Annotated in this window: 14 protein-coding genes and 1 pseudogene; 7 read left to right on the top strand and 8 right to left on the bottom strand. The window is 64.5% G+C overall.

The window, feature by feature from the left end:
- The first annotated feature begins 11 nt into the window (after window positions 1-11).
- The 6 genes from LN139_RS01360 to LN139_RS01335 all read left to right on the top strand — a co-directional run bounded on the left by LN139_RS01360 (window position 12) and on the right by LN139_RS01335 (window position 4862).
- A complete protein-coding gene (locus tag LN139_RS01360) occupies window positions 12-449 on the top strand; it encodes a hypothetical protein (RefSeq protein WP_236358138.1) in 438 nt (145 codons plus the stop codon).
- Complete coding sequence (locus tag LN139_RS01355) at window positions 436-1251, top strand: ABC transporter permease (RefSeq protein ID WP_236358136.1); 816 nt, start codon at window positions 436-438, stop codon at window positions 1249-1251. The genes LN139_RS01360 and LN139_RS01355 overlap by 14 nt, the downstream gene beginning before the upstream one ends.
- A complete protein-coding gene (locus LN139_RS01350) occupies window positions 1248-1997 on the top strand; it encodes an ABC transporter permease (protein ID WP_236358134.1) in 750 nt (249 codons plus the stop codon). The genes LN139_RS01355 and LN139_RS01350 overlap by 4 nt, the downstream gene beginning before the upstream one ends.
- 15 nt (window positions 1998-2012) lie before the next feature.
- On the top strand, window positions 2013-2768 hold the full coding sequence (locus LN139_RS01345; protein WP_236358132.1) for an ABC transporter ATP-binding protein: 756 nt from the start codon (window positions 2013-2015) through the stop codon (window positions 2766-2768).
- Between the two features lie 70 nt (window positions 2769-2838).
- A complete protein-coding gene (locus tag LN139_RS01340) occupies window positions 2839-3957 on the top strand; it encodes an ABC transporter substrate-binding protein (RefSeq protein ID WP_236358130.1) in 1119 nt (372 codons plus the stop codon).
- Window positions 3958-4037: 80 nt separating this feature from the next.
- Window positions 4038-4862, top strand: coding sequence for an HDOD domain-containing protein (locus tag LN139_RS01335; protein ID WP_236358128.1), 825 nt, complete (start codon window positions 4038-4040; stop codon window positions 4860-4862).
- 13 nt (window positions 4863-4875) lie between these two features.
- Here LN139_RS01335 and LN139_RS01330 read toward each other — a convergent pair whose 3' ends face one another.
- Window positions 4876-5802 carry an iron-sulfur-binding ferredoxin reductase gene (locus LN139_RS01330; RefSeq protein WP_236358126.1) on the bottom strand — a complete coding sequence of 309 codons (927 nt, stop codon included), beginning with the start codon at window positions 5800-5802 and terminating at the stop codon, window positions 4876-4878.
- Window positions 5795-6901 (bottom strand): GGDEF domain-containing protein, encoded by a 1107-nt coding sequence (locus LN139_RS01325; protein WP_236358124.1) that lies wholly within the window; start codon window positions 6899-6901, stop codon window positions 5795-5797. The genes LN139_RS01330 and LN139_RS01325 overlap by 8 nt, the downstream gene beginning before the upstream one ends.
- A gap of 315 nt (window positions 6902-7216) precedes the next feature.
- Here LN139_RS01325 and LN139_RS01320 point away from each other — a divergent pair, with 315 nt between their 5' ends.
- On the top strand, window positions 7217-8740 hold the full coding sequence (locus tag LN139_RS01320; RefSeq protein ID WP_236358122.1) for a fumarate hydratase: 1524 nt from the start codon (window positions 7217-7219) through the stop codon (window positions 8738-8740).
- A 65-nt stretch (window positions 8741-8805) separates the two neighbouring features.
- Here the strand turns inward: LN139_RS01320 and LN139_RS01315 are convergent, their stop codons facing one another.
- From LN139_RS01315 to LN139_RS01290, 6 genes and pseudogenes are all read right to left on the bottom strand, one after another.
- A complete protein-coding gene (locus tag LN139_RS01315) occupies window positions 8806-9384 on the bottom strand; it encodes a DJ-1/PfpI family protein (protein ID WP_236358120.1) in 579 nt (192 codons plus the stop codon).
- Window positions 9385-9434: 50 nt separating this feature from the next.
- On the bottom strand, window positions 9435-11417 hold the full coding sequence (locus LN139_RS01310) for a methyl-accepting chemotaxis protein (RefSeq protein WP_442964364.1): 1983 nt from the start codon (window positions 11415-11417) through the stop codon (window positions 9435-9437).
- A 128-nt stretch (window positions 11418-11545) separates the two neighbouring features.
- Entirely contained in the window at window positions 11546-11863 is a 318-nt protein-coding gene (locus LN139_RS01305) for a DUF4276 family protein (RefSeq protein ID WP_236358118.1), read from the bottom strand.
- A 75-nt stretch (window positions 11864-11938) separates the two neighbouring features.
- Window positions 11939-12163: a hypothetical protein gene (locus tag LN139_RS01300; protein WP_236358116.1), complete on the bottom strand. Its 225-nt coding sequence runs from the start codon at window positions 12161-12163 to the stop codon at window positions 11939-11941.
- Window positions 12124-13239, bottom strand: coding sequence for an AAA family ATPase (locus LN139_RS01295; RefSeq protein ID WP_236358113.1), 1116 nt, complete (start codon window positions 13237-13239; stop codon window positions 12124-12126). Before LN139_RS01295 ends, LN139_RS01300 begins: the two co-directional genes overlap by 40 nt.
- 98 nt (window positions 13240-13337) lie before the next feature.
- A pseudogene (locus LN139_RS01290) lies at window positions 13338-14500 on the bottom strand (phospholipase D-like domain-containing protein).
- Between the last annotated feature and the right edge of the window lie 111 nt (window positions 14501-14611).

The following is a 14611-nucleotide window of genomic DNA, read 5'->3' as shown; positions in this document are numbered from 1 at the left end:
GGCAGACCTCGTTGCTGGTGCGCACCGACTACGCCAAAGCTCACCCGCAGCAGACGCAAAAAGTCGTCGACACTCTGGTAGATGCCGCCCACTGGGCGACCGACCCGGCCAACCGCCAGGCACTGTTCGAGGAGTTCGCCAAAAGCGGCACGCCGGTGGCCTCCTGGCAGGCGGAATTCCCGGGCGACTCGGTGAGCCTGCGGCTCTCGCCGCTGGTGGATGATTTCGTCAAAAGCCGCTACCAGGCCGTGGCCGACCAGGCTTATCAGCAAAAGCTGATCCGCCGGGAAGTCAGCGTCGATGGCTGGTTCGACACTCAGTACCTGGACAAAGCCCTCAAGGCCAAGGGCCTGCAGAACGAATGGACCGCCTACGGCGCCGACGGCAAGACGCCGGCCGCCAGCACCGCGCAAACCCGCGCGCCGGAGGTTACGCATGAGCCGGGCTGACAGCGCCCGCTGGCAGGCTAGCCGCGCCGCCGACTGGCCGGCCGTCGCCTGGCGGGTCACCAACCCGCTGCTGCCCTGGCTGCTGCCACTGGCGCTGTTCGCGGTGTGGGCGGTGGGCGCGCAGCACGGTTGGGTTTCGCAGCAGGTGCTGCCGCCGCCGGCTTATGTGTGGGAAACCCTTAGGGACCTGGCCAGCAGTGGCGACCTGTGGGTGAACACCTTCGCCAGCCTGCAACGGGTACTGGCAGGCTTTGCCGCAGGTGCCAGCCTGGGGCTGGTGCTCGGCGGGCTGATGGGCTTGTCGCGCAGTGCCCGCGCCTACCTGCTGCCGACGTTCAACGCGCTGGTGCAAATCCCGGTGCTGGGCTGGCTGCCCTTTGCGCTGTTGCTGTTCGGCATCGGCGAGCCGCTCAAGTACGCGCTGATCGCCCTGGCCGCACTGGTGCCCGTCACTCTCGGCACCTTGCAAGCATTCGACCAGGCCCCGCGCAACCTGCTGGAGGTGGGCCGGGTGTACGGTTTCAGCCGTTGGCAGGCCATCGGCCAGATCGTGCTGCCGGCGGCGGTGCCCACCTTGTTCACAGCGTTGCGCCTGGGCTTTACCAAGGCCTGGCTGTCACTGGTGGTAGTCGAGCTGGTGGCCTCCAGTGAAGGCTTGGGCTACCTGATCGTCTACGGGCGCCAGTTGTTTCAGCTTGACCTGGTCATGGCGGCGGTGGTGGTCGTCGGCGCGCTGGGTTATGCCATCGACCGCCTGTTCGATGCGGCCGAACGGCGGCTGAGCCTGTGGAGGCCGGCATGAGGGATTACCGCGGCGCCGTATTGCCGCTGGCTGCGGTCGCGCTCTGGTGGGGTGTGGCCAGCACGGGCCTGAGCGACTCGAAACTGCTGGTGACCCCCGAACAGGTGTGGGATACCGCCCAAGCCTATGTAGCCAGCGGGCACCTGTGGACGGCGCTGGGGGCGAGCCTGGCGCGGGACCTCGCCGGCTTTGCCATCGGCGCCAGCCTGGGGCTGCTGCTGGGTGCGCTGCTGGGGCTGTCGCGCCTGGGTGAGCGGCTGCTGGGGGGCAGCTTCAACACCTTCAAGCAGGTGTCGCTGTTCGCCTGGATCCCGCTGATTTCGGTGTGGTTCGGGCTGGGCGATGTGGCCAAGGTGGTGTTCCTCTCGCTGGCGGCGCTGGTGCCGGTGGCGGTCAACACCCGCGACGGCCTGCGCAACGTGCCACCGACGCTGCTGGAAGTGGCCAAGGTCTACGGCTACAGCCGCTGGCAGGCGCTGTGGCTGGTGCGCCTGCCGGCCGCGCTACCGTCACTGTTCACCGGCCTGTATCTGGCGCTGATCTATTCATGGCTGGCGACCATCGGCGCTGAGTACCTGCTGGTTTCCGGCGAGGGCATCGGCAACACCCTGATCGACGGCAGTGAGCACTTTCGCATGGACCAGGTGCTGTTCGGCATGCTGGTGATCGGCCTGGTGGGCTGGGCCTTGAACAGCCTGGCGCGGCTCGCCGAACAGCGGCTGCGCAGGCTTTACGGCAATCTTTGAACGAGGGGCTACGGGATGAGCGCACATAACAGCCTGGTGCTGGAGCACCTGAGCAAACGCTTCCTGAGCAATGACGGCACCGAGCTACAGGTGCTCGACGACATCGCCCTGGCCATTGCGCCGGGCGAGTTCATCAGCATCGTCGGCGCCAGCGGCTGCGGAAAATCCACACTGCTGCGCATGATCCTGGGGCTGGAGACCGCCTACGAAGGGCGCATCCTGCTAGGCGGCGAGCCGGTCAACGGTACAGGGCTGGAGCGCGGCATCGTGTTCCAGGACCACCGGCTGTTCCCATGGCTGAACGTGCGCGACAACATTGCCGTAGGCCTGAAGAACAGCCCGCTGCCCGCCGCGGCCAAACGTGATGCGGTGCGTGAGCACCTCACCCTGGTGGGGCTGGAGCGCTTCGCCGAGGCTTACCCGCACCAGATCTCCGGTGGCATGGCCCAGCGTGTGGCGATCGCCCGAGGCCTGGTCAACCGCCCGGGCGTGCTGCTGCTCGACGAGCCGTTCGGTGCGCTGGATGCCCTCACCCGCGCTCGCCTGCAGGACGAGCTGCAGCGCATCTGGGAACAGGAAAAAATCACCATGGTGCTGGTGACTCACGACGTCGAAGAAGCGGTTTACCTGGGTGACCGGGTGGTGGTGATGCAACCGGGGCCAGGCCGTATCAAGCGCGTGGTGGAGGTGGGCTTGCCCCGCCCGCGCCAGCGCAGCGACCAGCGCCTGGTGCGGCTGCGCGAGAACGTGCTGGCAGACTTCACTCACTGAGCGTTGCACCCTGCTGACAAGCGCCAACGGCTGTGCTTCCATTGCGCCACCCCCTCGCTGCGGCAGCTCTATGGACGCTCATTTCTTCCTCAAATTGCTCCGCAGTTGCCAGCGCGGCTCGATCAGCCGCCGCACCTTCCTCGGCCGCACCGGCCTGGGCCTGGCGACCGCCGTGCTGGCGGCGCAAGCGCGGCCGGTGCTGGCCCGGCCCGACCTCGGCGACCGCCTGGTGGTGGCCACCTGGCCGCACTACTACAGCCAGGAAAACCTCGACCACTTCCAGCAGGCGACCGGCGTGAAGGTCACGCTCGACATTTCCGGCTCCAACGAGGAGATGCTCGCCAAGCTGCGCGACAACACCCTGGGCATCGACGTGCTGGTGGGCACCAACTACGTGATCCCCAGTTACGCCGGCCAGCGGCTGATCGAGCCGCTGGACCTGTCGCGGGTGCCTGCCTTCGACGCCAGCGCCTATGACGGGCGCATGCTCGCGCAGGGCCAGGTCGGCAAGACCACCTATGCCCTACCGAAGAACTGGGGCACCACCGGCATGCTCTACAACGCCGACAAACTGCGCAAAGGCCCACGCAGCTGGCGTGAGTTCTGGCACATGGCCCGCACCCGCGCCGACCGCCGCACGCTGGTGCACGATTACCAGCTCACCGCCATCGGCAATGCGCTGAAGGCCTGCGGTTTCAGTTTCAACTCACTGGTGCCGCAAGAGCTTGAGAAGGCAGAGGCCCTGATGATGCAAACGCGCCCGCATCTGCTGGCCGTCACGTCCGACACCCAGCCGATGATGCAGGGCGGCGAGGCCTGGCTGTCGATGGCCTGGACCGGGGACGCGCGATTGCTGCGCCGCGACAACTCAGCGTTCACCTACGTATTGGGCGAGGAAGGCGGTGAGCTGTGGACTGACTTTTTCGCCATCAACCGCGCCAGCACCCGCAAGGACGCGGCCTATGCTCTGGTCGACTACCTGCTGACTCCCGCGCAGAACGTCCGAGAGGTGATGGCCCATGGCTTCCCCAGCGGCGACAAGCGAGTGGATGCCCTGCTGCCAGCGGACATGCTCCAGGACCCGGTGCTCTACCCTGCCGCCGAGGCCTTGTCGTTGCTTGAATACGGCGCTGCCGCCACGCTCACCAGCCCCTTGCGAGCGGAGATCATGGCGCGCTTTCGGGCCTGACGGGTGACTGGGCGTTTTTGCCGTTGCAACGGGTGAAAATCGCCTATGGTTGTGGGAACCGTCGACATAAGGTGCCGCCCATGCAAATCGAAACCCTCTTTGCGCAAATCCACACCCTGCCCAGCATCCCCAAGGTCGCCCAGGACCTGATCCTGCAATTCGACAACCCGGGCTCCAGCCTGGATGCGGTGGCGCGCAACATCGAGAAAGACCCGGTTATCTCGGCGAAGATTCTGCGCCTGGCCAACTCGGCACGTTTTCGCGGCGCACGCGAATCCACCAGCATCGAAGACGCCGCCTCGCGCCTGGGCTTCAACACGCTGCGTACACTGGTGCTGGCCAGCGCCGTCACCGGCGCGTTCAAGGCCGGCCCCAGTTTCGACATCAAGGGTTTCTGGCTCAAAAGTTTCGAAGTGGCGAGCGTGGCGCGCATTCTTGCGAAAAAGAGCGGTGCCGACGCCGAGATCGCCTTCACCAGCGGCGTGATGCACAACATCGGCGAGTTGCTGATCCAGATCGGCGCGCCGGAAGTAGCCGAGCGGGTGAATGCCGCGCACCGTGGCAACACCGCTGGCCACGTGGCCAGCGAAAGCCTGCAACTGGGTTTTGGTTACCCGGAAGTGGGCGCCGAGCTCACCCGTCGCTGGAACCTGCCCAAGGTCATCCAGAACGCCATCGCCTATCAGGCGAAGCCCCTGCAGGCGCCGAACAATGAAGTGCAGCCCAGGATCATTGCCCAGGCCATTCTGGTATCCGACGCGCTGGAGGCCCATGGCGGGCTGAACGAGGAGGCCAAAGCCTCACTGCGCACGCCGCTGTTCGAAGGGGTCGACCTGGACGCGCTGTTCCAGGCACTGCCGCCGGTGCTCGAGGCCGACAAGCAATTCGCCGAACTGCTGAGCTGAGCAGGCGCCGCGCTCAAAGCTCGGCTGCACCGTCACCGCGCACCAGGAATCGCTCCACCAGCACCTGGCTGCGCGGCACACCCGCCATGAATAACGCCTTGCCGAATACCTCCACGCTTTGCGGCGATCCGCACACCAACGCGATCGTTCGACGGTCGGCGCGCAGCCCGCTGGGCAACGCCGTAACACACTCCACCGCCAACGCCGGATGCTGCACTTGCAGTGCCTGCAACTCGCCTTGCCAATAAGCCTCGCGCGCCAGGTGCATCACCCGGATCGGCCCTTCATGCCCTTGCGCAATGGCTTCGCGCAGCACAGCCCAAAGCGGTGCCAGGCCTGTACCGGCAGCGAATAGCCAGAGCGGCCGCCCCGACCACGAAGGGTCGTAATGCAGCGCCCCGCCGCTCACCTGGCCCAGGCTGATGCTGTCGCCAACTTTCAGCGTTTTTGCGGCAGTGGCGAACGCACCGTTGTGGCGGCAACCGATGTGAAACTCGATCCAGGGGTCAACTTGCGCAAGGCTTGCGAACGAGTAGGGCCGCGCGACACCGGCCAGCCACAACGGCACATGTTGCCCTGCGCTGTAGTGAACCGACCGTTCAGGCATCAGCCGCAAGGCAAGTACATCCCCCGCAAGCCAATGCAGCGAGACCACACGGGCACTGGCGGCGTCCAGTGCAGGGTCGAACGGCCTGACATGAAGGTCATCGATCACGCGGCATTGGCAGGCCAGCCGCCAGCCCTGTTCGCGCATGGCCGCAGGCAATGCGTCGGGCTGGGCATCGGCCGGTTCGCCGGCCTCACAGCGGACCAGGCAGGCCTGGCAACTGCCGGCGCGGCAACTCCAGGGCACCGCCACGCCCAGGGTGAGCAGTGCATCGAGCAGGTTGCTGCCTGTAACCAGCTGCGCCGTGCGGCCCAGTGCCCGCAGCTCAGGCATCGGCCACTTCCCAGGCGGCGCAGCAACGGTTACGCCCTTCGCGCTTGGCCTGGTAGAGCGCTTTATCGGCGCGTTGCAAGGCGTCGTCGAGGTCATCGCCCGGCTCGAGCAGTGTCATGCCGACGGACAAGCTCAAGGGCGAAATGCGACCGGCCAGCGGCGCTGCATCCTGGAAAGCCTGGCGCAGGCGCTCGCAGCACAGGGTCAGGCGCTCACTGTCGGAGTCCGGCAGCATCAGCACGAACTCCTCGCCGCCGTAGCGCGCGAGCACATCGCCGTCGCGCAGGCAGGCCAGCGCGACCTCGGCAAAAGATTGCAGCACCTGGTCACCGGCGGCATGGCCATGCACATCGTTGATGCGCTTGAAATGGTCCAGGTCGATCAGTGCCAGGCCGTGGCACATGCCCGTACGCAAGATCGCCAGTTCGCTCGACGCCATGCGCAGGAAATGCCGACGATTGAACAGCCCGGTCAGCTCGTCGGTCGCGACCAGGTCTTCGAGCTGACGCATCATGCCGCGCAGCGTGTCCTGATGGGCCTGCAAGGCGAAGCGCCGTTGGCGCATGCGCTGGCGCGAAGCCTGCACATAGCTTGCGTACATGCAGATCCACACCAGGGCCAGCGACAGCACCAGCGTCTGGATCAGCGCCTCGCCAGGGTGGTCCAGCCGCTCATGCCAGGCCAGGGCCAGGTTCATGGCACTGAAACCGATGAATTCGAGCACCGCGCAGCGTATGAACACCCGCCTGGGCAGATGGAACAGCCCGAACAACAGCAGCACCACGTACAGCATCATGAACAGCCCGCGCGTCTGCCCGAGAAACGCAAGCAGCCCCGTGAGCAGCACGATGGCCGAAACCACCTGCACCTGCGTAAGGCTTGGGTCGGAGAAACGCCAGTTGACCTGGCTGACGAATACGGCCAGCAGCACCAGCTCGCAACCGATCACCAGGGCGGTGCCACCCAGCGCTGCGGGCAATGACAGCGCCAGGTCGCCGGCAAACCAGGCGCACCAGGCCGCTGCCAGAAACAGCACGTAAGTGCCGGCTGCCAGGCTGAAGCGTTTTAGCAAGAGAGCTTGCAGGGTCTTATCGGTCACTCGTTGACTCACCGTGCTCAAGGTTGATCCATCCCTTGCCGGCACCACAGGATATGGCAAGTTGCCACTTTAGAGTGCTTACCCAAAAATAACCATCCCCCAGTGAGTTACCCGCGCAGAACCGCGCACTGTGCGCGCCGCGCCTGCCAATTGGCTGTAGCAAATGTAGCCGCCAGTGCCAGCCTTGCACCGGCGCGCTATACTGCCGCGCCCTCGCACGCGGCCTGCACTGCCCCGGGGGCGCCGTCCACGGCCTCGCGCTGGCCAGTTGGCGGCAACCGAACCTGTTCCCGCCAAACAAGAGGAGCGCGCCTGATGACCGTGATCAAGCAAGACGACCTGATTCAAAGCGTCGCCGATGCCCTGCAGTTCATTTCCTATTACCATCCCGTCGACTTCATCCAGGCCATGCATGAGGCCTATCAGCGTGAAGAGTCGCCGGCCGCCCGTGATTCGATCGCACAGATCCTGATCAATTCGCGCATGTGTGCCACCGGCCATCGGCCCATCTGCCAGGACACCGGAATCGTCACCGTGTTCGTGCGCGTGGGCATGGACGTACGCTGGGATGGCGCCACCCTGAGCGTGGACGACATGATCAACGAAGGCGTGCGCCGCGCCTACAACCTGCCCGAGAACGTGCTGCGCGCCTCGATCCTGGCGGACCCTGCCGGCAGCCGCAAGAACACCAAGGACAACACGCCGGCCGTTATCCACTACTCCATCGTGCCGGGCAACACCGTCGAGGTGGACGTCGCGGCCAAGGGCGGCGGTTCGGAGAACAAGTCCAAGATGGCCATGCTCAACCCGTCCGACTCGATCGTCGACTGGGTGCTCAAGACCGTCCCGACCATGGGCGCCGGCTGGTGCCCGCCGGGCATGCTCGGCATCGGCATCGGCGGCACTGCGGAAAAGGCCGCAGTGATGGCCAAGGAAGTGCTGATGGACCCGATCGACATCCATGAGCTCAAGGCCCGCGGTGCGCAGAACCGCATCGAGGAGCTGCGCCTGGAACTGTTCGACAAGGTCAACCAGCTGGGCATCGGCGCCCAGGGCCTGGGCGGCCTGACCACAGTGCTCGACGTCAAGATCATGGACTACCCCACCCACGCCGCCTCGCTGCCGGTGTGCATGATCCCCAACTGCGCCGCCACCCGCCACGCGCACTTCGTGCTCGACGGCACCGGCCCGGCCAGCCTGGAGGCACCGCCCCTGGATGCCTACCCGGAAATCGTCTGGGAAGCCGGCCCTTCGGCGCGCCGCGTGAACCTCGACACCGTCACGCCGGAAGAAGTGCAGAGCTGGAAACCGGGCGAAACCCTGCTGCTCAACGGCAAGATGCTCACCGGCCGCGACGCCGCGCACAAGCGCATTGTCGACATGCTCAACAAGGGCGAGCCGCTGCCGGTCGACCTCAAGGGCCGCTTCATTTATTACGTAGGCCCGGTCGACCCGGTCCGTGACGAAGTCGTCGGCCCTGCCGGCCCCACCACGGCCACGCGGATGGACAAGTTCACCCGCCAGATCCTGGAGCAGACCGGCCTGCTGGGCATGATCGGCAAGTCCGAGCGCGGCCCTACCGCCATCGAAGCGATCAAGGACAGCAAGGCCAGCTACCTGATGGCCGTGGGCGGCGCCGCCTACCTGGTCGCCCAGGCGATCAAGAAGTCCGAAGTGCTGGCCTTCCCGGAACTGGGCATGGAGGCGATCTACGAGTTCGAGGTCAAGGACATGCCGGTTACCGTAGCGGTCGACAGCAATGGCGAGTCGGTGCACATCACCGGCCCTGCGATCTGGCAGAACAAGATCGCCCAGAGCCTGGCGGTGGAAGTGAAGTAAGCCACGCCGCTGTAGAACGAGCCGCTCCTTGTGAGCGGCTTTTTCATGGGCGTGGTGCAGTGGCTTCAACCGATGCGTGTGCCGAGCACCGTGAGGAATGCCGCCAGCCAGGCCGGGTGCGCAGGCCAGGCTGGCGCGGTTACCAGGTTGCCGTCCACGTGCGCTTCGCTGACCTTGATGTCCATGAACTTGCCACCGGCCAGCTTCACTTCAGGCGCACATGCCGGGTACGCACTGCATTCGCGGCCATCCAGCGCGCCCGCCGCCGCCAACAGCTGCGCGCCATGGCAAATGGCGGCGATGGGTTTGCGGTGCTCGGCGAAGTGGCTGACCATCGCCAGCACCTTGCCATCCAGGCGCAGGTATTCCGGGGCGCGGCCACCGGGGATCACCAGCGCGTCGTAGTCCGACACGTGTACGCGGGAGAAATCCTGGTTGAGGGTAAACAGGTGCCCGGGCTTTTCGCTGTAGGTCTGGTCGCCTTCGAAGTCGTGGATCGCGGTGCGCACCGCCTGGCCGGCACTCTTGCCAGGGCACACGGCATGCACGCTGTGCCCGACCATCTGCAACGCCTGGAAGGGCACCATCACTTCGTAGTCTTCGACGAAATCGCCGACCAGCATCAGAATTTTCTTGGCGGTCATGGAACAGGCTCCCGGATCGTGTGGGATCAAGGGTAGCCTGTTCCGCCCGCTCAGCTACCCCGGCTCAGGCTCGTCAACCGCCGGGAGAGGTCCTGCATGCCGCGGCTCAGGCCAGAGAGCGAACCGGCATCACGGGCACCTTCTTCGCTGGCCTGGTGAATGCGCACCGCCAGCTCGTTGATCTCCTGGGTAACGTGGCTCTGCTCCTGCGCGGCCACCGCGATCTGCTGAGCACGCTGGACGATGTCATCGAAGGCGTTGACCGTGCTTCCTAATGAATCAACCAACACACCGGCCTGATCCACAACGGTGCGCGTGCGGTCCTCACCGGCAACCATGGTGTTCACTGCGCGGCTCGACGCGGTGCGCAGTTCGGCGATCATGTCCTGAATTTGTGCAGCGGAGGTCTGTGTGCGCGCCGCCAGCGTGCGTACCTCATCGGCGACAACTGCAAAGCCTCGGCCCTGCTCGCCGGCACGGGCAGCCTCGATCGCAGCGTTGAGCGCCAGCAGGTTGGTCTGTGCGGAAATCGCCTTGATCACCTCAAGCACGCCGCTGACGCTCTCGATGTCCTGGCCCAGGCCCGTGATGGCTTGCGCCACCTGGGTCAGGTCACCGGCCAGCGAGCCGATGGTCTGGCTGTTCTCGCCGACATGGCGTTGGCTTCCGCGCGCGGTTTCCAGCGAAGAGCGGGCGGTATCGGAGCAATCGACGGTGGTGCGCGCCACTTCCTGGGCACTGGACGACATCTCGGTAATGGCGGTGGCCAACAGGTCGTTGTCCTCGCGCTGCTTCTCGGCGCGCTCGGCCATCAAGGTCGCCAGGCGTGCCACGTCATCGGACTGGGTCTGCAACTGCGCAGCCTCGCTAGCGATGGCCTTCAGCATGTCGCGCAGGGTGCCGGCGTAGCGGTTCACCGAGTGGCGCAGCGCACCGATCTCATCGTCACGCAGCACCTCGAGCTTTTCACCGCTGCTGCCGCCCTGGCTGAGGCGGTCGATCTGCTCAGTGGTTTCACCGATCTGGCGCAGGATCGCGCGCCCGGCAAGCCACGCCAGGCCGAACACCACCAGCAGCAACGGCAGCAGAATGCTGAGGATGTTCAGGGTCAGGCGCTTGGCCACGGCTGTCATTTGCGTCTGCGGTGTTACCAGGCCGATCACCCAACCGGTGGACGGGATGCGGGTCAGGCTCACGTAGGCTGATTCGCCCAACTGGGCTTCCTGAGGTACCGGGAAGGTGGTGGTGCCCGCCTTGGGCTGGCCGCGCCAATCGGTAACGGCAGCGAACCACGGCAGTCGCTGGGTGAGCGCCTTGTCATCCGCCGCAGGCTGGCCTGGGAAGTAAAGTACCTTGCCGGAGCGGTCCAGCGCGAAAGCGTAGCCTCCGGTAACGTTGCCGTTGGCCTTGAGAAAATCGGCCAGGCCCGAGAGGGTCATGTCGATGGTCGCCACGCCGGCAAAGCGCCCTTCACGTTGATAGGGCACGGTGCAGGTGGTCATCAGGATCTTGCTCACCGGATCCAGGTAAGCATCCGACCAGCCACAACGGCTTGCGTCGGAAGCCTTGCCCTGCAGGTACCAGTCCGCAGTCTGGTAGGCCTCGGTGCCGGGTGCGTTGTACTCCTCCGAATACCCCAGCGTCTGGCCGCTGCGCGCCCAGTAGAAGCTGCGCAGGTCGACGCCTGGCGTCAATGCCCCGGCCTCAGGCCACAAACCGCCGCCGGCAATGGAGGTCGCGCTGAGCGAATCGATGATCGGCCCCAGGCTGGCCTTGATCAGCTCAGGGTCCTTGGGCAGCGAACCCCCGAGGCGGGCCATGGACACGACGCGGCCCTCGACCTCGCCCAGCTCGATGGACAACTGCCCGGCAATCGCAGCGGCCGACTGCTCGGCACGTTCGGTATTGGTCTGGATCAGTTTGGGCTCGCCGGAAAGCACCATCACCGCATAGATCGCCACGGCGGTGATCAGCACGATGAACAGCATCCCCAACGACAGGCGGGTAATGATCTTGCGGGGCATGATGCTCACTGGGCGATTCCTTGGCTGGCCGGTGTTGGCAGTTCTAGGCATTTCTTGTGCCATAACGCCATCACTATCGGCTGATCAGCCGGCAGGTTTAATTCCGCCTGTCGAGGGCATTGGCCATTGCCCCGGCTTCAGCGAGTTGCGCCAGCCAACATCGATTGCACGGCGTCGACCAATTCCTTTGCACTGGCGCAGCCAGGATGTGCCGCGGCGTTTCTGATGTCGAAGCCGTAGTGGTTGACCATGCGCTTGGCGAACGCCGTCTTGTTGCCCGGGCCGCGGGCGCCGTGCAGTTGGGCTACGTCTTTCAACCGATCCCAGGGTTTTAGTGGGGTAAGCTCGGGCTGCGCTTCGAAGAACTCGGCGGTCTCCAGCCAGATTGACATTGCGGCGGTATCCGCCAGGAACCAGGCCTCAAGTGCTTTAGCGGCAACGAAGATCGCAGTCACACGCTCATGCTCGATACGTTCCCGAACGCGTTGCACCGAAACTTCGTCTTCGAGATCAGTGAGGACGAAGATGTACTACGCTTTCGCGGCTTCGAGCCGTCCCAAAAAAGCGCCGATATTGCGAGGCAACAGATTTCCCCCACCTTTGGCATTGAGTACGGGGCTTATCAGTTCCAGGCCGTTGACAGCGAGAAGATCACGAAAAGCGCCAGCCTCGACCACAATCTTTTCACTATCACCTTCAACGATGAAGCCGACGCCTACCACGGCAAGCCCCCATCGAGCATGTTGGTCAACCATGCCGTATCCAGCGGAATATCCTCTGTGCTGGCCCCTGCCATAGAAGCCCGTTTGATGGAAGTGCGACCGTCGGGCTTGCTCACCAGCAGCAGCTCTTCGAGATCAAGGTTGCGAACGATGGATTCACTGTGCGTGGTAATCAGCACTGGATGCTCGAGCGATGCGTTTTCTCGCATCAACTGCACCAGTTCGCCAATGGCCTTGGGATGCACCCCTCGCTCAGGCTCCTCGATGATGGTGAGACCACTTTTGCTGGATCGGCTGAGCAATGCCGCCATGATGCACAGCGCATAAACAGTACCGTCGGAAATGAGTTGAGCGGGAAAACGAGTTTTTGTGCCCTGCTCTTCGAAGGTAAGCACTGTCGTGCTGTCGAGCCGTTGTTTCTGAGTCGAGACGGATTTCATGCCGGGAACGATCAACTCGATCCATTCAAGAATCTGGTCCCGGTGAGCGGCGTTCTTCTCCATGACCGAAAGAAGGGCAGCCACGTTGCTGCCATCAGTGGAGAGCAACGTTGCATCCACTGTCGAAGCGTTAGGCCGCTTGGCCTGAAGTGGATCGAATCGGTAAACGGATATGTTGGTCAGCCACTGGTAAAGCTCCAAGTGACTTTGCAGCATCAGCGCTGTCATGTCGGGGCTGTAGTTAGGCAGCACGCTCGGAGTTGAACTGTCAGGAAAGAGGATGCGCGGCTGGGTACTGACCTCTCGTTCGATAAGCGTGAGGCCATCAACGGCCAAGTGCTCCGTCACCTCCGGAGCGAGGTGCATATTCGCCACAGCCAGGCTGTAAACGCATTGCACGCCCTGAAGCGAGATCCGAAGCTTGAATCGAGCGGTAGTACGCTTGGTCTTGCGATGTTTGAAGCAGTGAATCTGGTTGAAACCCCCAAAATCCCGAATCGCCTGAGATGCTCCGCGCTTGACCACCGCGCCGAAGAAAGCCAAAGCGTCGACCAGATTACTCTTGCCGGCGCCATTGGCGCCGGCAAATGCGGTGAAAGGTTCGATATCACGAAGCACCGCCTCGGCGATACTCTTGAACCCCTCCACCCTCAGATAATCAATTTTCATCGAAGCTCCATTACCCGCCAAGGTGCCCGATAACGTCTACGCACGGGGCTCAATGGCCGCGATTCTACAGCAATCGCGCGGCCCGGCTTGCGGCACCATCAATTCCGCCTGTCGAGGGCATTGGCCACCACTCGATCCACCCACCCCCAGATCCGCTGCTGCACCCGCCGCCACAGCGGCCGGCGTTTCCAGTCGGCCAGGGTCACCAGCCGGCTTTCGGCAAAATCCACCTGAAAGCTTGCCTGCACGGCGGCAGTGAGCGCCGGGTCGATGGCCTCGAGGTTGGCTTCGAGGTTGAAGCGCAGGTTCCAGTGGTCGAAATTGCAGGAGCCGACACTCACCCAATCGTCCACCAGCACCATCTTCAAATGCAGAAAGCACGGCTGGTACTCGAAGATCTTGACCCCAGCGCGCAGCAGGCGCGGGTAGTAACGATGGCCGGCGTAACGCACAGAGGGGTGGTCGGTGCGCGGGCCGGTGAGCAGCAGGCGCACGTCCACGCCCTGGCTGGCGGCGCGGCGCAGCGCGCGGCGTACCGACCAGGTCGGCAGAAAGTACGGTGTGGCCAGCCAGATGCGGCGCTGCCCGGTGCGCAGGGCACGTTTGAGCGACTGCAGAATGTCGCGGTGCTGGCGGGCGTCGGCGTAGGCGACACGGCCCTCACCCTGATGATCGTCGCCCTCGGGCAGGCGTGGCAAACGGGGCAGGCCGAAGTGCGTGGGTGGCCGCCATTCGGTGCGGCGCAGGTTGGCGCGCCACTGGCGGTCGAACAGGGCCTGCCAGTCCGCCACCAGCGGGCCCTCGATGGCCACCATCACTTCGTGCCATTCGCTGCTTTGCTGGCCGGGCTGCCAGAATTCATCGGTCACCCCGTACCGCCGACCACCGCCAGCCGCTGGTCGACCAGCAACAGCTTGCGATGATCGCGGTAGAGGTTGCGCAGGCCGCGGTGCCAGCGCACCGGATTGTAGTGGCGCAATTGCACGCCAGCGCTTTGCAGCCGCTGGACCAGTGCCCGGCCCAGCTTGAGGCTGCCATAACCGTCGAACAGGCAGCGTACCGAAACGCCTCGCTCGGCGGCATCGCACAGCGCCTGCACCACCGCGTCGGCGCAACTGCCCGCCTCTACCAGGTACAGCTCGAGGTCGACCTGGTCGGCCGCAGACTCAATGGCATCCAGCATGCATGGGAAGAAGCGCGGGCCATCGACCAGTAGCTCGAAGCGGTTGTCATTGCGCCAGGGAAACACCGGGCCGCCCATGGGTTCTCCAGGCTGAACGAGACGCGGGCCACCTTATCCGGGGGCCGGGGTTTTGCGCAACATGCAGTTACGAGCTATGGCAAACTGCCTCTATTCAATGACAGGAGCGCG

The sequence above is a fragment of the Pseudomonas sp. KNUC1026 genome, from assembly GCF_021650705.1.
Taxonomy (GTDB): Bacteria; Pseudomonadota; Gammaproteobacteria; order Pseudomonadales; family Pseudomonadaceae; genus Aquipseudomonas.
This window is presented reverse-complemented; position numbering and strand designations above follow the sequence as displayed.